Annotated in this window: 16 protein-coding genes and 1 riboswitch; of the genes, 9 read left to right on the top strand and 7 right to left on the bottom strand. The window is 69.8% G+C overall.

Features of this window, described 5'->3' with window-relative positions:
• Nucleotides 1-159: 159 nt before the first annotated feature.
• The 5 genes from IEZ05_RS04800 (at nucleotide 160) to IEZ05_RS04780 (ending at nucleotide 5,933) form a co-directional block, all read left to right on the top strand.
• Nucleotides 160-1,371, top strand: coding sequence for an HD-GYP domain-containing protein (locus tag IEZ05_RS04800; protein WP_189228736.1), 1,212 nt, complete (start codon nucleotides 160-162; stop codon nucleotides 1,369-1,371).
• A gap of 114 nt (nucleotides 1,372-1,485) precedes the next feature.
• Nucleotides 1,486-2,466 carry a tetratricopeptide repeat protein gene (locus tag IEZ05_RS04795; RefSeq protein ID WP_189228735.1) on the top strand — a complete coding sequence of 327 codons (981 nt, stop codon included), beginning with the start codon at nucleotides 1,486-1,488 and terminating at the stop codon, nucleotides 2,464-2,466.
• Nucleotides 2,467-2,538: 72 nt separating this feature from the next.
• Nucleotides 2,539-3,189 (top strand): peptide deformylase, encoded by a 651-nt coding sequence (gene def / locus IEZ05_RS04790; RefSeq protein ID WP_189228734.1) that lies wholly within the window; start codon nucleotides 2,539-2,541, stop codon nucleotides 3,187-3,189.
• Nucleotides 3,190-3,474: 285 nt separating this feature from the next.
• On the top strand, nucleotides 3,475-4,560 hold the full coding sequence (cyc1, locus tag IEZ05_RS04785; RefSeq protein ID WP_189228733.1) for an epi-isozizaene synthase: 1,086 nt from the start codon (nucleotides 3,475-3,477) through the stop codon (nucleotides 4,558-4,560).
• The gene (locus IEZ05_RS04780) at nucleotides 4,557-5,933 is read left to right on the top strand and encodes a bifunctional albaflavenone monooxygenase/terpene synthase (protein ID WP_189228732.1); all 1,377 of its coding nucleotides are present in this window, start codon (nucleotides 4,557-4,559) and stop codon (nucleotides 5,931-5,933) included. Before cyc1 ends, IEZ05_RS04780 begins: the two co-directional genes overlap by 4 nt.
• 18 nt (nucleotides 5,934-5,951) lie before the next feature.
• Here IEZ05_RS04780 and IEZ05_RS04775 read toward each other — a convergent pair whose 3' ends face one another.
• Nucleotides 5,952-6,920 carry a GlxA family transcriptional regulator gene (locus IEZ05_RS04775; protein WP_189228731.1) on the bottom strand — a complete coding sequence of 323 codons (969 nt, stop codon included), beginning with the start codon at nucleotides 6,918-6,920 and terminating at the stop codon, nucleotides 5,952-5,954.
• Nucleotides 6,921-7,013: 93 nt separating this feature from the next.
• On the opposite strand from IEZ05_RS04775, the gene IEZ05_RS04770 reads away from it, so the two are divergent.
• Nucleotides 7,014-7,283: a hypothetical protein gene (locus tag IEZ05_RS04770; RefSeq protein ID WP_189228730.1), complete on the top strand. Its 270-nt coding sequence runs from the start codon at nucleotides 7,014-7,016 to the stop codon at nucleotides 7,281-7,283.
• On the opposite strand, the gene IEZ05_RS04765 is transcribed toward IEZ05_RS04770, so the two are convergent.
• The 6 genes from IEZ05_RS04765 to IEZ05_RS04740 form a co-directional block, all read right to left on the bottom strand.
• The gene (locus IEZ05_RS04765; RefSeq protein WP_189228729.1) at nucleotides 7,196-8,209 is read right to left on the bottom strand and encodes a ribonucleotide-diphosphate reductase subunit beta; all 1,014 of its coding nucleotides are present in this window, start codon (nucleotides 8,207-8,209) and stop codon (nucleotides 7,196-7,198) included. The two genes, IEZ05_RS04770 and IEZ05_RS04765, sit on opposite strands and share 88 nt — an antisense overlap.
• Nucleotides 8,209-10,590, bottom strand: a complete 2,382-nt coding sequence (locus IEZ05_RS04760; RefSeq protein WP_189228728.1) for a ribonucleoside-diphosphate reductase subunit alpha — start codon at nucleotides 10,588-10,590, stop codon at nucleotides 8,209-8,211. Before IEZ05_RS04760 ends, IEZ05_RS04765 begins: the two co-directional genes overlap by 1 nt.
• Nucleotides 10,591-10,713: 123 nt before the next feature.
• Nucleotides 10,714-10,854, bottom strand: a riboswitch (cobalamin riboswitch).
• 52 nt (nucleotides 10,855-10,906) lie between these two features.
• Entirely contained in the window at nucleotides 10,907-11,413 is a 507-nt protein-coding gene (locus IEZ05_RS04755; RefSeq protein WP_189228727.1) for a GNAT family N-acetyltransferase, read from the bottom strand.
• Between the two features lie 72 nt (nucleotides 11,414-11,485).
• Entirely contained in the window at nucleotides 11,486-13,114 is a 1,629-nt protein-coding gene (gene mctP / locus IEZ05_RS04750) for a monocarboxylate uptake permease MctP (protein WP_189228726.1), read from the bottom strand.
• A complete protein-coding gene (locus IEZ05_RS04745) occupies nucleotides 13,111-13,368 on the bottom strand; it encodes a DUF3311 domain-containing protein (RefSeq protein WP_189228725.1) in 258 nt (85 codons plus the stop codon). Before IEZ05_RS04745 ends, mctP begins: the two co-directional genes overlap by 4 nt.
• Nucleotides 13,369-13,506: 138 nt before the next feature.
• Complete coding sequence (locus tag IEZ05_RS04740; protein ID WP_189228724.1) at nucleotides 13,507-14,271, bottom strand: GntR family transcriptional regulator; 765 nt, start codon at nucleotides 14,269-14,271, stop codon at nucleotides 13,507-13,509.
• A 453-nt stretch (nucleotides 14,272-14,724) separates the two neighbouring features.
• On the opposite strand from IEZ05_RS04740, the gene dasA reads away from it, so the two are divergent.
• The 3 genes from dasA (at nucleotide 14,725) to IEZ05_RS04725 (ending at nucleotide 17,907) form a co-directional block, all read left to right on the top strand.
• Nucleotides 14,725-16,005, top strand: a complete 1,281-nt coding sequence (gene dasA / locus IEZ05_RS04735) for a N,N'-diacetylchitobiose ABC transporter substrate-binding protein DasA (protein WP_189228723.1) — start codon at nucleotides 14,725-14,727, stop codon at nucleotides 16,003-16,005.
• A gap of 88 nt (nucleotides 16,006-16,093) precedes the next feature.
• Nucleotides 16,094-17,080, top strand: coding sequence for a carbohydrate ABC transporter permease (locus IEZ05_RS04730; RefSeq protein ID WP_189228722.1), 987 nt, complete (start codon nucleotides 16,094-16,096; stop codon nucleotides 17,078-17,080).
• Nucleotides 17,077-17,907, top strand: coding sequence for a carbohydrate ABC transporter permease (locus IEZ05_RS04725; protein ID WP_189228721.1), 831 nt, complete (start codon nucleotides 17,077-17,079; stop codon nucleotides 17,905-17,907). Before IEZ05_RS04730 ends, IEZ05_RS04725 begins: the two co-directional genes overlap by 4 nt.

The raw sequence follows: 17,907 nt of genomic DNA, 5'->3' as shown, positions 1-17,907 counted from the left end.
GCCGGTCCCGCGGGCCGGAAGGGGCGCGCGGTGACGCCGCCGGGGGCGGCCGGGGCGACGGGGGGCCTCCATCCCGCCCCGACCGGCCGTGGCCGAGCCGGTCCCTGGTCGTTGCGGGAGCGGCCCGGGGCGGGGGCGCGGACCCCGGCGGTGCTCCTGATGCACGCCGGCGCCGCCCTCGTCGCGCTCGTGTGCCTCGCCTCCGTGCTGTGGTCGGGCACCGTGGAGCGCCCCGTCGCGCTCGCCTTCGGGATCCTCGTCGCGCTCGGCGAGCTCACCCGCCGGGCCGGGGACGAGGGCCGGGAGACGGCGCCGCTCGGGACCGCCGGAGCGCTGGCGTACGCCCTGCTCGGGGAGAACGCCGGACAACCCGTGCACCACGGGGCCGCCCAGACCGTCACCGTGGTCCTCGTCGCCTCGCTGCTCGGCAGCGTCCCGCACGTCGCGCGCGGCGACGGGCCCGTGCTCGACCACCTGGCGCGGCGCCTGCTCACCGTCGCCTTCGCCGCCGTGTGCTTCCAGCTGCCGGCCGGTCAGGGCACCTTCCGTGACTGGGGCGGCCCCGCCTACGCGCTGCTGCTGATCGCGCTGCTCGCCCTGACCGCGCTGTGCGACGCGGTGCTCGCCGCGGCACCGGCGCACGCGCGGACCGGCTGGCCCTTCGGCCCGCTGCTGCGCGAGGAGCTGCGAGCCATGGTCGGCATCACCTCCGCGGTGTGCGCGACGGGGGCGGTGATGGCGCTGGCGGTGGCCGTCGCGGGACTGTGGGCGCTGCCCGTCTTCAGCGTGCCGTTGCTGCTCACCCAGCTGTCCTACCGGCGTTACGCCGCCGTCCGGGCCACCTACCGGCAGACCATCGCCTCCCTGGCCCGGGCCACCGAGATCGCCGGGTACACCCCGGCCGGGCACGCCCGCCGCGTCGCCGAGCTCAGCGCGGCCGTCGGGCGGGACCTGGGGCTGTCCGGGCCCGAGCTGACGGTGCTGGAGTACGCGGCCCTCATGCACGACATCGGACAGCTGAGCCTCGTCGACCCGGTCCCGGCGGGGGCCACGGCGGGCCTGCCCGTGTCCGAACAGCGGCGGATCGCGCTGCTCGGCGGGGCCGTGGTACGCCAGACCGGCGTCGACGCGGCCGTCGCCGTGGTGGTGGAGCGGCAGGCCGACCCCTGCCACGAGCAGCCGGTCGCCGCGCGGATCGTGCGCGCGGTGAACGCCTACGAGGAGAAGGCACGGGACGCCGGGCCCGGCGGCGACCTCACGGTGCTGGAGGAGCTGCGCCTGGCCACGGCCGGCGACTACGCTCCGGAAGTCGTGGAGGCACTGGCCCGAGTGCTCTCCCGAGGCAGCCTTACCTCGCCCTCGGCTGGGTAACCCATGGGTAATGAGCGCCCCGCAGGCCGTACATGGTTTGATGCGCAGGAGAGGGTGTACGGGGGCGCGGAAAGGCACAGCCAGCCCACAGAACGGAACTGGCAGGCGGGAATCGTGAGGATCTTCGGCAAGGGACGGCACCGGCCCTCCGCCTCCTGGCGGCAGGCCACCGACCGCGCGTTCACGCTGATCGGCGACGGTCGCTACGAGGACGCGGGCGCGCTGCTGACGCGAGCGGCCGACCTGGAACCCTGGCTGTCGGAGTCGTGGTTCAACCTCGCCCTGCTGCACAAGTTCCGGCACGACTGGGAGCAGGCCAGAGCGGCGGGCCTGAGGGCCGTGGCGCTGCTCGACCGGGACAGCGGAGCGCCCGACTGGTGGAACGTCGGCATCGCCGCGACCGCCCTCCAGGACTGGCCGCTGGCCCGGCGCGCATGGCAGGCGTACGGGCTGAAGACGCCCGGCGACGCCACGGACGCCGGTGAACCCCTCGGCATGGACCTCGGCAGCGCGGCCGTACGGCTGTCGCCCGAGGGCGAGGCCGAGGTGGTGTGGGGGCGGCGGCTGGACCCCGCCCGCGTCGAGGTGCTGTCCATTCCGCTGCCGTCCTCCGGGCGGCGCTGGGGCGAGGTCGTGCTGCACGACGGCGTCCCGCACGGGGAGCGGACCACGGCCGCCGGGCACGCGTACCCCGTCTTCGACGAGATCGAGCTGTGGGCGCCGTCGCCCGTCCCCACCTGGGTGGTCCTCCTGGAGGCCGCCACCGAGGCCGACCGGGACGCGCTGGAGCAGCTCGCCGCCGACGCCGGTTTCGCCGCCGAGGACTGGTCGTCCTCCGTGCGGCTGCTGTGCCGGATGTGCTCGGAGTCCCGGATGCCGTCCGACGAGGGCGACGGCGAGCATCTCGACCCGCACGATCACAGTGAACCGGGGCACCCCGGGCCGCTCGGGCACCGGACCGACGGGCAGCTGTGGGTACCGGAGCGCGAGTGCGGGGTGGCCGCGCCGGCCTCCCTGGTGCGGGGGCTGCTGGACGGGTGGGTGGCGGACAGCCCGGATTCCCGGGACTGGCGGGACCTCGAAGAGGTCTGCTGAGGTCGTCGTCCCGTTCCCCGTACCCTGTAACAGGCATCAACCCGGGTTTCATGAGGAAGGCGTACGTCGGTCATGGCGCAGCAGGACACCGATCAGCAGCACGCGGGCGTGCTCCCCGTGGACGACGAGGGCTTCGTCGTCGACACCGAGGACTGCGAGGAGCGCGAGACGGCCTGGCGTGAGCGCGGTACCTCGCGTCCGATCACGGTGGTCGGCAATCCCGTACTGCACAAGGAGTGCCAGGACGTCACCGACTTCGGCGAGGAGCTCCAGCAGCTGGTCGCCGACATGTTCGCCAGCCAGCGCACCGCCGAGGGCGTGGGCCTGGCCGCCAACCAGATCGGCGTCGACAAGAAGGTCTTCGTCTACGACTGCCCCGACGACGAGGGCGTCCGCCACGTCGGCGTGGTCTGCAACCCGCGCCTCGTCGAACTGCCCGCCGACCGGCGTCGTCTGGACGACAGCAACGAGGGCTGCCTGTCCGTGCCGACCGCCTACGCGCCGCTCGCCCGCCCCGACTACGCCGAGGTGACCGGTCAGGACGAGCGGGGCAACCCGGTCAAGGTGCGCGGCACCGGCTACTTCGCGCGGTGTCTGCAGCACGAGACCGACCACCTCTACGGGTACCTCTACATCGACCGGCTCTCCAAGCGCGAACGCAAGGACGCGCTGCGGCAGATGGCCGAGAACGAGCCGCGCTACCCCGTGGTCGCGAACGACTGAGACCTCACCCCGGCCTCACAAGCCCCAGGCGCACGGCGTCCGTTCGGGTCCGACCCGAGCGGGCGCCGTTCGTCTGCCCGTCACCCGTTCGATCCCTGTCGCCCGCCCGGAGATCCAAAAGCCGACACACAACAGGAAAATTCCGGCGCCGTCGGGTAGTGAATGGAGCAAATCCGTTCCCAGAACGGTCAGTTGTGGTGCTGAATGGAAGAGCGGGGATACGCAACGGCGCACGCCCCGCTCAGCGGGAGGAGTGCGCCACCGGCGGCTGAGAGGGGTTTGTTCGTGCATGCTTTCCCACACGGCACCACAGCGACACCGACCGCGACCGCAGTTCCACCGCAGCTCTCACTCCCGGTGATCGAGGCGGAATTTCCCCGGCAACTGCACCCGTATTGGCCGAAGCTCCAGGAGAAGACCCGCACCTGGCTGCTCGAAAAGCGGCTCATGCCGGCGGACAAGGTCGAGGAATATGCCGACGGCCTGTGCTACACGGACCTCATGGCCGGGTACTACCTGGGCGCCCCCGACGAGGTCCTTCAGGCGATAGCCGACTACAGTGCGTGGTTCTTCGTCTGGGACGACCGGCACGACCGGGACATCGTCCACGGCCGTCCGGCCGCCTGGCGGCAGCTGCGCGACCGGCTGCACACGGCACTGGACTCACCCGTGGACCACCTGCACCACGAGGACGCGCTGGTCGCCGGATTCGCCGACAGCGTGCTGCGGCTGTACGCCTTCCTGACGCCGACGTGGAACGCCCGGTTCGCCCGGCACTTCCACGCGGTGATCGAGGCGTACGACCGCGAATTCCACAACCGCACCCACGGAATCGTGCCCGGCGTCGAGGAGTACCTCGCACTGCGCCGGCTCACCTTCGCGCACTGGATCTGGACCGACCTGCTGGAGCCGAGTGCGGGGTGCGAACTGCCCGACGCCGTGCGAAAGCACCCCGCATACCGGCGGGCGGCACTGCTGAGCCAGGAATTCGCCGCCTGGTACAACGACCTCTGCTCGCTCCCGAAGGAAATAGCGGGCGACGAGGTCCACAATCTCGGAATCAGTCTCATCAGCCATCACCAACTGACCCTGGAAGAAGCGATAGAAGAAGTCCGGCGACGCGTGGAGGAATGCATCACGGAATTCCTCGTCGTCGAACGGGACGTATTACGGTTCGCCGACGAACTAGACGACGGAACCGTACGCGGAAAGGAACTGGGCGGCGCCGTGCGGGCCAACGTCGGCAATATGCGGAACTGGTTCAGTTCCGTCTACTGGTTCCACCACGAGTCCGGCCGGTACATGGTCGACAGCTGGGACGACCGGTCCACGCCCCCGTACGTCAACAACGAAGCGGCAGGTGAGAAATGACCGTCGAGTCCGTCAACCCCGATATCCGGACCGATCGCGCGCCGGAGCTGCGCGAGCCGCCCGTCGCGGGCGGCGGCGTCCCGCTCCTCGGCCACGGCTGGAAGCTGGCCCGCGACCCGCTGGCCTTCATGGCCCAGCTGCGCGACCACGGCGACGTCGTGCGCATCCGGCTCGGCCCGAAGACCGTGTACGCGGTCACCACGCCGGCGCTCACCGGCGCCCTCGCGCTGAGCCCCGACTACCACATCGCCGGCCCGCTGTGGGAGTCGCTGGAGGGCCTGCTCGGCAAGGAGGGCGTGGCCACCGCCAACGGCCCGCTGCACCGGCGTCAGCGGCGCACCATCCAGCCCGCCTTCAAGCTCGACGCGATCCCCGCCTACGGGCCGATCATGGAGGAGGAGGCGCACGCGCTCACCGAGCGCTGGCGGCCGGGGGAGACGATCGACGCCACCTCCGAGTCCTTCCGCGTCGCCGTGCGCGTCGCGGCCCGCTGCCTGCTGCGCGGCCAGTACATGGACGAGCGCGCCGAGCGCCTGTGCGTCGCCCTCGCCACCGTGTTCCGCGGCATGTACCAGCGGATGGTCGTCCCGCTCGGGCCGCTGTACCGGCTGCCGTTGCCGGCCAATCGCGAATTCAACAACGCGCTGGCCGATCTGCACCTCCTGGTCGACGAGATCATCGCCGAGCGCCGCGCATCCGGTCAAAAGCCGGACGATTTGCTGACGGCTTTGCTGGAGGCCGAGGACGACAATGGCGACCCGATCGGCGAACAGGAGATCCACGACCAGGTCGTCGCGATACTCACCCCCGGCAGTGAAACCATCGCCTCCACGATCATGTGGTTGCTTCAGGCACTTGCCGAACACCCGGAACATGCCGACCGCATACGCGACGAAGTCGAAGCGGTCACCGGTGGGCGCCCTGTGGCATTCGAGGACGTCCGCAAGCTCACGCACACCGCCAATGTCATCGTGGAGGCCATGCGTTTGCGCCCCGCGGTATGGGTATTGACGCGGCGCGCCGTGGTCGAGACGGAACTCGGTGGCTATCGCATTCCGGCCGGTGCGGACATCATCTACAGTCCGTACGCAATCCAGCGCGATCCGAAGTCGTACGCCCGCAACCTGGAGTTCGACCCGGACCGATGGCTTCCGGAACGCGTGAAGGAACTGCCGAAATACGCCATGCGGCCGTTCAGCCTGGGCAATCGCAAGTGCCCCAGCGACCACTTCTCCATGGCACTGCTGACGCTGATCACGGCGGCCCTCGCGACCAGGTACCGCTTCGAGCAGGTGGCGGGCTCGAACGACGCGGTGCGCGTCGGCATCACGCTGCGTCCCCACGACCTGCTGGTCCGGCCCGTGGCGAGGTGAGCACGGCGGGGACGCGTCTCAGGCGGCGGCTCCGGGGCCCCGGAAGGCGCGCCGGTAGGCGTGCGGGGTGGTGCCGAGAGCCCGGACGAACTGGTGCCTCAGGGCCGCCGCCGTACCGAAGCCGGCGCGCCACGCCACCGCGTCCATCGTCTCGTCCGTCGCCTCCAGCAGCCGCTGGGCCAGCAGCACGCGCTGGCGCAGGATCCAGCGGTAGGGGGTCGTGCCCGTCTCCTGCTGGAAGCGGCGGGCGAAGGTGCGCGGCGACATGTGCGCCCGCGCCGCGAGCTGCTCGACGGTGACCTCCTGGTCGAGGTGCTGTTCCATCCAGGACAGCACCTCGCCGACGGTGTCGCAGGAGGAGCGCGGCAGCGGCCGCTCGATGTACTGCGCCTGGCCGCCGTCCCGGTGGGGCGGTACGACCATGCGCCGGGCGATCTTGTTGGCGACCTCCGGACCCTGCTCCTTGCGCACGATGTGCAGACAGGCGTCGATCCCGGCGGCGGTGCCGGCGGAGGTGATCACCGGGTCCTCGTCGACGTAGAGCACGTCCGCCTCGACCCGCGCCCCCGGGTACTGCCGGGTCAGCTCGTCGGCGTGGTGCCAGTGCACCGCGCACCGCCGGCCTTCCAGCAGCCCCGCGGCGCCGAGCACGAAGACCCCGGAGCACACGCTCAGCACCCGCGCCCCCCGGTCCACGGCCCGCCGCAGGGCGTCCAGCAGCGCGGGCGGGTACGCGCGGCGGGCGTAGTCGCTCCCGGCCGGCACGGTGATCAGGTCGGCCTCGTCGAGCCGGTCCAGCCCGTACGGCGTCGAGACGGTGAGCCCCCCGACATGGGTGCCCAGCGTCGGGCCCTCCGCGGAGACCACCGCGAAGTCGTACACGGGCAGCCCGTCGTCGCTGCGGTCGACGCCGAAGACCTCGCAGACGACGCCGAGTTCGAAGGGATGCGCGCCGTCCAGCAGAACGGCGGCCACGTTCTTCAGCATGCCGCCAGTGTGCCTCGGAAGTGGCAGGAAATCGAGGTCCTACGGCAGTCCTGCCACTCACGGTAAGGAGTCTGGAGCGCGACAGTGGTGTCTATGAACGCAGACCAGACAGAAGCCCTGATCGGAATGCTCCTGACCTTCGGACTCCTGGTCCTCATGGTCCTCCCCTCGGTGATCGGCATCGTGCGCGACCGGCGCATCGACCGTCAGATCAGGAAGGCCCAGGAGGACCGGGAGGCCCGGCAGGCCCCGGAGTCCGTCACACGGAGGGAGACTCAGAAGTCCTCGTCCAGGTCGACGGTGCCCTCCACCGCCACCTGGTACGCGGAGGGACGCCGCTCGAAGAAGTTGGTCAACTCCTGAACACCCTGGAGCTCCATGAAGGAGAAGGGGTTCTCGGAGCCGTACACCGGGGCGAAGCCGAGCCGCGCCAGACGCTGATCGGCCACGCACTCCAGGTACTGCCGCATCGAGTCGGTGTTCATCCCGGGGAGGCCGTCACCGCACAGGTCGCGCGCGAACTGCAGCTCGGCCTCGACCGCCTCCCGCAGCATGTCGGTGACCTGCTGGCGCAGCTCGTCGTCGAAGAGGTCCGGCTCCTCCTTGCGGACGGTGTCGACCACGTCGAAGGCGAACGACATGTGCATCGTCTCGTCGCGGAACACCCAGTTGGTGCCGGTGGCCAGGCCGTGCAGCAGGCCCCGGCTGCGGAACCAGTAGACGTAGGCGAAGGCGCCGTAGAAGAACAGGCCCTCGATGCACGCCGCGAAGCAGATGAGGTTGAGCAGGAAGCGGCGGCGGTCGGACCTGGTCTCCAGGCGGTCGATCGACTCGACCGAGTCCATCCACCGGAAGCAGAACTCCGCCTTCTCCCGGATCGAGGGGATGTTCTCCACGGCCGCGAAGGCGGCGGCGCGGTCGTCCGGGTCGGGCAGGTAGGTGTCGAGCAGCGTCAGATAGAACTGGACGTGGACGGCCTCCTCGAACAGCTGCCGGCTCAGGTACAGCCGCGCCTCCGGGGAGTTGATGTGCTTGTAGAGGGTCAGCACGAGGTTGTTCGCGACGATCGAGTCGCCCGTCGCGAAGAAGGCCACGAGCCGTCCGATGAGGTGCTGCTCCTCGGGGCTGAGCTTCGCGAGGTCGGCGACGTCCGAGTGGAGGTCGACCTCCTCCACGTGCCAGGTGTTCTTGATGGCGTCGCGGTAGCGCTCGTAGAAGTCCGGGTAGCGCATGGGGCGGAGGGTCAGCTCGAAGCCCGGGTCGAGCAGGTTCTTCGTGGTGTCGTTCATCACTGGCAGGCCTCGCAGGACTCGGGGTTTTCCAGGGAGCAGGCGACCGCTTCGGGGTCCGGGGCGGCCTGCACGGGCACGGTGGCCCGGCCGGCGGCGCGGGCGATGCGGGTCGCCGGCCGGGAACGCAGGTAGTACGTGGTCTTCAGGCCCTGCTTCCAGGCGTACGCGTACATCGAGGAGAGCTTTCCGATGGTCGGCGTCTCCAGGAACAGGTTCAGCGACTGGGCCTGGTCGAGGTACGGGGTGCGGGCGGCGGCCATGTCGATCAGTGCGCGCTGCGGGATCTCCCAGGCGGTGCGGTACAGCGCGCGCACGTCCTCGGGGATCCACGCGAAGTCCTGCACCGAGCCGTTCGCCTCGCGCAGCGCCTCCCGGGTGCGGGCGTCCCACACGCCGAGCCGCTTGAGGTCGTCGACCAGGTACGAGTTGACCTGGAGGAACTCGCCGGACAGCGTCTCGCGCTTGAACAGGTTGGACACCTGCGGCTCGATGCACTCGTAGACGCCCGCGATGGAGGCGATCGTGGCGGTCGGCGCGATCGCGAGGAGCAGCGAGTTGCGCAGCCCGGTCGTCGCGATGCGCTCGCGCAGGGCCGCCCAGCGCTCCGGCCAGGCCGGCTCCACGTCGTAGTGGTCGGGGTGCAGCACGCCCCGGGCGGTACGGGTCTTCTCCCAGGCCGGCAGCGGACCGTTCCGCTCGGCGAGGTCGGCGGACGTCTCGTACGCGGCGAGCATGATCCGCTCGGCGATGCGGGTGGACAGGGTCCTGGCCTCGGGGGAGTCGAAGGGCAGGCGCAGCTGGAAGAAGACGTCCTGCAGGCCCATCGCGCCGAGGCCGACCGGGCGCCAGCGGGCGTTGGAGCGGCCCGCCTGCTCGGTCGGGTAGAAGTTGATGTCGACGACCCGGTCCAGGAAGGTCACGGCGGTGCGGACGGTGGCGTCCAGCCGCTCCCAGTCGATGTCGCCGCCGGCCACGAAGGCGCCCAGGTTGACCGACCCGAGGTTGCAGACCGCGGTCTCCCCGTCGTCGGTGACCTCCAGGATCTCCGTGCACAGGTTGGAGGAGTGGACGGTGTGGCCCGGCTCGGCGGTCTGGTTGGCGGTGCGGTTGGCGGTGTCCTTGAAGGTCATCCAGCCGTTGCCGGTCTGCGCGAGGGTGCGCATCATGCGGCCGTACAGCTCGCGGGCCGGGAGGGTCTTCCTGGCCAGGCCCTTCGCCTCGGCCTCCCGGTAGGCCGCGTCGAACTCCGCGCCCCACAGGTCGACCAGCTCCGGGACGTCCGAGGGCGAGAACAGCGACCAGGGTCCGTCCGCGTCCACCCGGCGCATGAACTCGTCCGGGATCCAGTGCGCGAGGTTCAGGTTGTGCGTGCGGCGGGCGTCCTCGCCCGTGTTGTCCCGCAGCTCGAGGAACTCCTCGATGTCGGCGTGCCAGGTCTCCAGGTAGACCGCCGCCGCGCCCTTGCGCCGGCCGCCCTGGTTCACCGCGGCGACCGAGGCGTCCAGGGTCTTCAGGAACGGGACGACGCCGTTGGAGTGCCCGTTGGTGCCGCGGATCAGCGAACCCCGGGCGCGCACGCGGGAGTAGGCGATGCCGATGCCGCCGGCGTGCTTGGAGAGTCGGGCGACCTGGTGGAGACGGTCGTAGAGGGAGTCCAGCTCGTCCTTGGGGGAGTCGAGGAGGTAGCAGGACGACATCTGGGCGTGCCGGGTGCCGGAGTTGAAGAGGGTGGGGGAGGAGGGCAGGTAGTCCAGGCGGCTCATCAGCCCGTAGAGCGCGGCGACCTCGTCCACCGAGCGGAGTGTGTCGTCCTCGGCGAGCCCGGCGGCCACGCGCAGCAGGAAGTGCTGGGGCGTCTCGACGACCTTGCGGGTGAGCGGGTGCCGGAGCAGATAACGGCTGTACAGCGTGCGCAGCCCGAAGTAGCCGAAGCGGTCGTCGGCGGCCTGGTCGGTCAGCGCGTCCAGGCGGGCCGCGTGCAGCCGCACGAACTCGGCGGTGCGGTCGGCGATCAGGCCCTCGCGGTGGCCGGTGGCGACGGACTCGGTGAAGGAGGTGACGCCCTGGGAGGCGGCCTCGGCGCGGATGCCGATGGTCAGCAGCCGGGCGGCCAGCCGGGAGTAGACCGGGTCCTCCGAGATCAGACCGGCCGCGGCCTCCGTGGCCAGCTCCCGCAGTTCCGCCTCGTCGGCCCGCGCGGACCGGCCGCGCAGGGCGGCGGCGGCGACCCGGCCGGGGTCGGCGTCGGGGAGGTCGGCGGTGAGGTCGGTCAGGGTCCGCAGCAGGGCGGCACCGGGTCCGTCGGCTTCCTCGGTCACGGGGGTCGCAGAAGCCGTCGCAGCGGACGCTGAAACCGGGTCGGCTGGCGCGATGGTCACGTGGGGCACTCCCTCGCTCGGCACGGGGCCAGGCGGAGGGCAGGGGCAGCTCACGAGCGCACGCGGCGTCGCGTCCACCGGCCCATTCCGCGAGGCCCGGACGTCATGGCACCCGGACCGGGACGGCCGGGCGCACTGTCGGCAGGTCCTCGGACTGAAGCCCGTGCGCGCTCACGCGGGTACGCGAACACACACAAGTACACCGTTGCGGGACAGTTCCGGATTCGCACCGGATTCCCCTGCGGCGACAGCGAGCATGAGCATACATCTTGTGCCGGGTTCCGCGAGCACCCCCAGATGTTGTGCCGCGCCGGTGTCAGAGCGTCAGTTGATAGGTGAGCAGCGTGATGTCGTCGAGCTCCGGCAGCGGGTTCCAGTCGCGGTCCGGTGTGCGGGTGAAGCCCAGGCGTTCGTAGAGCCGGTGGGCGGTGCGCATGGTCCGCTGGGTCGACAGCACGACGCGTACGCAGCCCTCGACGGCCCGCGCGCGGTCGACACAGGACCGTACGAGGGCCTCGCCGACGCCGCGTCCCCGCGCGTCGTGGGCGACGGCGAGCATGCGTATCTCGGCCTCGCCGGGCCGGGCGATGTCGGCCATGGGGCCGCCGGACGGCACGAAGGTCACGCCGCCGAGGACGCGGCCGTCCGCGGCGGCGACCAGGAGCTCCGCGGAAGCGGCCCGCGCGGCGACGTTCCGCAGTTCGCCGAGGTAGGGGTCGCTCTCGCCGAAGTCGAGGAGGCCGTCGTGGAGATAGGCGTGGGCGGTGATGCTGCCGAGGGTCCCGTACTCGTCGGGTGACGCCGGCCGGATCGCGAAGTCCATGGGCCGAGTGTGCCCGACGGGCACGACGACGGGCCGCCGGATTTCTCCGACGGCCCGTCGCTCGCGGGGGGATCAGTGCGAGGTGCCCGCGGTGGCCGGGGGCAGCTCCACCTGGACGCCGGGGTCGCCCGCGTCCGCCGTGTAGTCGCTCGGCCGGGTCTCGTCGACGCCGTCGGGCGCCTTGACGGCCTTCAGGACGAAGGTCAGGACCACGGTGACCAGGACGTTCAGCACGAACGCGGTGAGACCGATGTAGCCGATCTCGCCGATGCCCGGGATCTCCTTCGAGGAGCCGCCGAAGTGCGCCTGCGTCGGCGAGGCGACCCCGTACGCGGCGGCCGTGCCGTAGACCATGCCGACCGCCCAGCCGGCGAGCAGGGCCCAGCGGTGGAACCAGCGGGTGAACAGGCCGCCCACCAGGGCCGGGAAGGTCTGCAGGATCCAGATGCCGCCGAGCAGCTGGAAGTTGATCGCGACCGTCTTGTCCATCGTCAGGACGAAGACCAGCGCGCCCACCTTCACGAGCAGCGACACCAGCTTGGAGACCTTGGTCTCCTGCGCCGGGGTGGCGTCGGGCTTGATGAAGTCCTTGTAGATGTTGCGGGTGAAGAGGTTCGCGGCCGCGATCGACATGATCGCCGCCGGGACCAGGGCACCGATGCCGATCGCCGCGAAGGCCACGCCCGCGAACCAGTCCGGGAACATGTCCTCGAACAGCTGCGGGATCGCCAGCTGGCCGTTGCTCACCTTGACCCCGGCCGCGATCGCCATGAAGCCCAGCAGCGCGAGCAGGCCGAGCATCAGGGAGTACAGCGGCAGGATCGTGGTGTTGCGGCGGATCACCTCACGGCTGCGGGAGGACAGCGTCGCGGTGATCGAGTGCGGGTACATGAAGAGCGCGAGCGCCGAACCGAGCGCCAGCGTGGCGTACGTCCACTGGCCCGCCTCGGGCGGTACCACCGCGCCGCGTGGCTTCCCGGTCGCCTCGTTGGTCTGGCTGAACGCCTCGCCCGCCTTGGCGAAGATGTCGTCGAAGCCGCCCAGCTTGATCGGGATGTAGATGATCGCCACCGCGATCACGATGTAGATCAGCGTGTCCTTCACGAACGCGATCAGCGCGGGAGCGCGCAGACCCGACGAGTAGGTGTACGCCGCCAGCACACCGAAGGCGATCAGCAGCGGCAGGTCCTTGACGAACCAGTTGGTGTCCTCGCCGCCGCCGACGCCCATCACGTCCAGTACGGCCTGGATGCCGACCAGCTGGAGCGCGATGTACGGCATCGTGGCGAGGATGCCGGTGACGGCGACCGCGAGCGACAGGCTCTTGGAGCCGAACCGGCCGCGCACGAAGTCCGACGTCGTCACGTAGCCGTGCTTGTGGGACACCGACCACAGGCGGGGCAGGAAGGTGAAGATCAGCGGGTAGACGAGGATCGTGTACGGCACCGCGAAGAAGCCGGACGCGCCCGCCGCGTAGATCGCCGCCGGGACGGCCACGAAGGTGTACGCCGTGTAGAGGTCGCCGCCCAGCAGGAACCAGGTGACCCAGGTGCCGAACGAGCGGCCGCCGAGGCCCCACTCGTCGAGGCTGTGCTCGTTCTCGGCCTTGCGCCAGCGGGCGGCCAGGAAGCCCATCGCGGTGACGAGCACGAAGAAGAAGATGAAGACGGCGAGTGCGACGCCGTTCACGCCGTCGTTCACTTGGCACCGCCTTCCCGGCGGGCGCGCTGGTCACGCTGCCAGAGCTTGTACGCGATCACCGTCAGCACGGTGGAGATCAGCACCCACGCCATCTGGTACCAGTAGAAGAACGGGATGCCGATGAACGTGGGGTCGGTCTTGGCGTACGAACCGACCCACAGCATGGCGACGAACGGTGCGACAAGGCAGAGGGCGATGACGACGCGCACCGGCGTCACCGTCGGCCCTCTGTTCACTTCTGGGGCTTGTGACATGCGGTGGCTCCGTCCCCTCGCTGATCACCTGGTGCAGTGCGCACGAAAATGTAGGTGACGGCGTCAAGAGAGCGGAAGACCTCGTCCGTATATCGGTCCTCAACCGCAATGTCGCGTGCCGGAGGGGAGCGGCACCCCTCAGTCCTGGGGACGCTTGAGGCGGGCCACGAACTTGTAGCGGTCGCCCCGGTACACCGACCGGACCCACTCCACCGGCTGGCCCGTCCGGTCCAGCGAGTGCCGGGAGAGCATCAGCATCGGCAGGCCGACGTCGGTGCCGAGCAGGCCGGCCTCGCGCGGGGTCGCCAGCGAGGTCTCGATGGTCTCCTCGGCCTCGGCGAGATGGACGTCGTACACCTCGGCGAGGGCCGTGTAGAGGGACGTGTACTTCACCAGCGACCTGCGCAGCGCGGGGAAGCGCTTCGCCGACAGATGGGTCGTCTCGATGGCCATGGGCTCGCCGTTGGCCATGCGCAGCCGCTCGATGCGCAGCACCCGCCCGCCCGCCGTGATGTCCAGCAGCTCCGCCAGCCGCTCGTCGGCGGTGATGTAGCCGATGTCCAGCAGCTGCGACGTGGGTTCGAGGCCCTGGGCCCGCATGTCCTCGGTGTACGACGTGAGTTGCAGCGCCTGCGACACCTTGGGCTTGGCGACGAAGGTGCCCTTGCCCTGGATGCGCTCGAGGCGGCCCTCGACGACCAGTTCCTGCAGGGCCTGGCGCACGGTGGTGCGCGAGGTGTCGAACTCCGCGGCCAGTGTGCGCTCGGGCGGGACCGGCGTGCCCGGCGCCTGCGTCCGGGTCATGTCGAGCAGGTGCTTCTTCAGTCGGTAGTACTTGGGCACGCGCGCGGTACGGACGGTCGCCCCACCCTCGTTCTCCGCACTGCTGACGTCGGTGCTCATGCTCTGCCTTCCCGGCTCCGGGTGCCGAAGCGACCGACATCCCCTATCGGCCACGGCTCACATCGTGGCACGGGTTGGTGCCGGGAGTGTCCCGCACGCTCCGTGATCCCTTCTGTATACCTCCGAGGCCCCCGTTGGTCTAGTCCACCGCGCCGCCCGAGGTCATTGGTACGCGCCGTCCGGCCGGTCCCGGCGCCGCGTCCGGCGACGGTGGTACACCCGGCACCGGTCCGTCCGATGTGTCGCTTGCGCAATGAAAGGTCCCTGCATATCTCGGTCGCATCACGGACGCCCGGAGGGCGCTTGAACACCCTTGACAGCCCTATTGGTCTGGGCCAAGCTCCCCGTACTGGTCTACACCATTGGTCCAGGTCCCGGCCCCATGGGCGGTCCGCGTCGACGAGCAACCGCGGGGAGGCAGGGGGGTTTTGTGGCATCCCTGAGGAGGGTGGCGTGAAGCGCAAGCTGATAGCCGCGATCGGTATCGCGGGCATGATGGTCTCGATCGCGGCGTGCGGGGGCGACGACGGCGGCGACGACGGCAAGAAGGCCGGAGCGGACGGCTACGCCGGCCAGACGCTGACCGTGTGGGTGATGGACGGTTCCTCGCCCGACCAGTGGCAGTCGGACCTCGCCAAGGAGTTCGAGGCGAAGACCAAGGCCAAGGTCAAGTTCGAGATCCAGAAGTGGAACGGTATCCAGCAGAAGCTGACCACCGCCCTCTCCGAGGAGAACCCGCCCGACGTCTTCGAGATCGGCAACACCCAGACCCCGGCCTACGCCAAGACCGGCGGCCTCGCGGACCTGAGCGACCTCAAGAGCGAGATCGGTACCGACTGGTCCGAGTCCCTCAACAAGTCCGCCGTCTTCGACGGCAAGCAGTACGCGGCCCCGTGGTTCGTGGTCAACCGCGTCGTCGTCTACAACAAGAAGATCTGGGCGGACGCGGGCATCAAGGAGCTGCCCAAGACCCGCGACGAGTTCTACAACGACCTCAAGACGATCGGCGAGAAGACCGACGCCGAGCCGATCTACCTGCCCGGCCAGAACTGGTACCACTTCGTGGGCCTGGTCGTCGGCGAGGGCGGCGAGCTGGTCAAGAAGGACGGCGACAAGTACGTCTCCAACCTGTCCGACCCGAAGGTCGCCGCGGCCACCGAGACCTACAAGAAGTTCCAGGCCCTCTCCAAGGCCCCCAAGGACAAGGACGAGGCCACCCCGCAGCAGGGTGAGATCTTCGCCAAGGGCAAGACCGGCGCCTTCATCGGCATGGGCTGGGAGGGCGCCACGGCGATCGCCACCAACCCGGCGATCGAGAAGGACCTCGGCTACTTCACCATCCCGGGTGCCTCGGCGGACAAGCCCGAGGGCGTCTTCCTCGGCGGCTCCAACCTGGCCGTTGCCGCGGGCAGCAAGAAGCAGGAGCTCGCCAAGGAGTTCCTGAAGCTCGCGCTCTCCGACAAGTACGAGGGCGGCCTGGCCAAGGCCAACGGCGTCATCCCGAACAAGGAGGCGCTGCAGAGCAACCTGAAGGGCAACGCCGCCGCCGAGGCCGCGGCGCCGGCCGCGGGGACCGGCGGCACCACGCCGCTGATCCCGGAGTGGGCCGCGGTCGAGAACGACCCGAACCCGATCAAGACGTACCTGACGGCCGTCATGAAGGGCAAGTCCCCGGCGGAGGCCGCCAAGCAGGTCGAGGGCGAGTTCAACAAGCGCCTGGCGCAGCAGCAGTAACACCGGGTGAGCCGGGGCGGGGGCTGGCACACGACGGCCCCCGCCCCGGCTTGAGTTGGACAGGTCGAGAAGAAGAGAGACCGCGAGCATGACCGTGCAGACCGAACGGCCGCCCCGAGGCCCGTCGGACGTCCGCAAGGCGGACGGCGGGAACACCGGCCAGGCGAAACCGAGAGCCGCGTCCCGCGCCGGCGCGCTCGTCCCGTACCTGTTGCTGCTGCCGGCCTGCGCGGCCACTGTGCTGCTGCTCGGCTGGCCGCTGCTGAAGGACGGCCTGCTGTCCTTCCAGAACCTCAACATGGCGCAGCTGATCCAGCACGTCACCGAGTGGACCGGCGTCGACAACTACAAGGAGGTCCTCACCGGCGAGGACTTCTGGCGGGTCACCGTCCGCTCGATCCTCTTCACCGCGGTCAACGTCGTCCTCACCATGGTGCTGGGCGGCCTGATCGGCCTGCTGCTCGCCCGCCTCGGCAGGGTGATGCGGTTCGTGCTGATGATCGGCCTGGTGCTGGCCTGGGCGATGCCGGTGGTCGCCGCGACCACCGTCTACCAGTGGCTCTTCGCCCAGCGCTTCGGCGTCGTCAACTGGGTCCTGGACAAGCTCGGCTGGCACTCCATGGCCGACTTCAGCTGGACCGGCAGCCAGATGTCGACCTTCTTCGTCGTCACCGTGCTGATCGTCTGGATGTCCGTCCCGTTCGTCGCGATCAACCTGTACGCCGCGACCACCACCATCCCCGGCGAGCTCTACGAGGCCGCCTCCCTCGACGGGGCCGGCGTCTGGCGCAGCTTCACCACGGTCACCCTGCCGTTCCTGCGGCCGTTCCTCTACGCGACGACCTTCCTGGAGATCATCTGGATCTTCAAGGCGTTCGTCCAGGTCTACACGTTCAACGGCGGCGGCCCCGACCGTCTCACCGAGATCCTGCCCGTCTACGCCTACATCGAGGGCGTCGGCAACCAGCACTACGGCATGGGCGCCGCGATCGCGGTCCTGACCATCCTGATCCTGCTCGGCCTGACCGCCTACTACCTCAGGATCGTGCTCAAGCAAGAGGAGGACGAGCTGTGAAGCGCTCACTCTTCGGCCGCCTGTGGCCCAACGTCACGGCCGTCGTCCTGTTCATCGGCCTCGTCTTCCCCGTCTACTGGATGTTCGCCACGGCCTTCAAGCCGACCGGCGACATCATCTCGGAGGACCCGGTCTGGTTCCCGACCGACATCACCTTCGAGCACTTCAAGACCGCGGTCGACGCCGACCACTTCTGGACCTACGTCACCAACTCGCTCATCGTCACCGTCTGCGCGGTCGTCTTCTCGCTGATCATCGCGCTGGCCGGGGCCTTCGCCCTGGCGCGGATGCGGTTCAAGGGGCGGCGCGGCTTCATCGTCGGCTTCATGCTCGCCCAGATGGCGCCCTGGGAAGTCATGGTCATCGCCATCTACATGATCGTGCGCGACGCGTCGATGCTGAACAGCCTCGTCCCGCTCACGCTCTTCTACATGATGATGATCCTGCCCTTCACCATCCTGACGCTGCGCGGCTTCGTCGCCGCCGTGCCGAAGGAGCTGGAGGAGTCCGCGATGGTCGACGGCTGCACCCGCGCCCAGTCGTTCCGCCTGGTCATCCTGCCGCTGCTCGCCCCGGGCCTGATGTCCACCTCGATGTTCGGCTTCATCACCGCCTGGAACGAGCTCCCCCTCGTCCTGGTCGTCAACAAGGAGGCGGAGTCCCAGACCCTGCCGCTGTGGCTGACCAGCTTCCAGACCGTCTTCGGCGACAACTGGGGTGCGACCATGGCCGCCTCCTCCCTCTTCGCCGTCCCCATCCTGATCCTCTTCGTCTTCCTGCAGCGCAAGGCCGTCAGCGGCCTGACCGCCGGCGCCGTGAAGGGATAA

The sequence above is a fragment of the Streptomyces flaveolus genome, assembly GCF_014648815.1.
In the GTDB taxonomy this organism is placed as follows: Bacteria; Actinomycetota; Actinomycetes; order Streptomycetales; family Streptomycetaceae; genus Streptomyces; species Streptomyces flaveolus.
The sequence above is the reverse complement of the archived record's forward strand: the minus strand, read 5'-3'. Positions and strand labels throughout refer to the sequence as shown.

Coding starts and splice junctions, on each gene's coding strand:
- IEZ05_RS04755 (WP_189228727.1), bottom strand. CDS start 11,413: ATGGACTTCGCGATCCGGCCGGCGTCACCCGACGAGTACGGGACCCTC.
- IEZ05_RS04775 (WP_189228731.1), bottom strand. CDS start 6,920: ATGCTGAAGAACGTGGCCGCCGTTCTGCTGGACGGCGCGCATCCCTTC.
- IEZ05_RS04745 (WP_189228725.1), bottom strand. CDS start 13,368: ATGTCACAAGCCCCAGAAGTGAACAGAGGGCCGACGGTGACGCCGGTG.
- IEZ05_RS04780 (WP_189228732.1), top strand. CDS start 4,557: ATGACCGTCGAGTCCGTCAACCCCGATATCCGGACCGATCGCGCGCCG.
- IEZ05_RS04740 (WP_189228724.1), bottom strand. CDS start 14,271: ATGAGCACCGACGTCAGCAGTGCGGAGAACGAGGGTGGGGCGACCGTC.
- IEZ05_RS04730 (WP_189228722.1), top strand. CDS start 16,094: ATGACCGTGCAGACCGAACGGCCGCCCCGAGGCCCGTCGGACGTCCGC.
- IEZ05_RS04800 (WP_189228736.1), top strand. CDS start 160: ATGCACGCCGGCGCCGCCCTCGTCGCGCTCGTGTGCCTCGCCTCCGTG.
- IEZ05_RS04765 (WP_189228729.1), bottom strand. CDS start 8,209: ATGAACGACACCACGAAGAACCTGCTCGACCCGGGCTTCGAGCTGACC.
- IEZ05_RS04770 (WP_189228730.1), top strand. CDS start 7,014: ATGAACGCAGACCAGACAGAAGCCCTGATCGGAATGCTCCTGACCTTC.
- def (WP_189228734.1), top strand. CDS start 2,539: ATGGCGCAGCAGGACACCGATCAGCAGCACGCGGGCGTGCTCCCCGTG.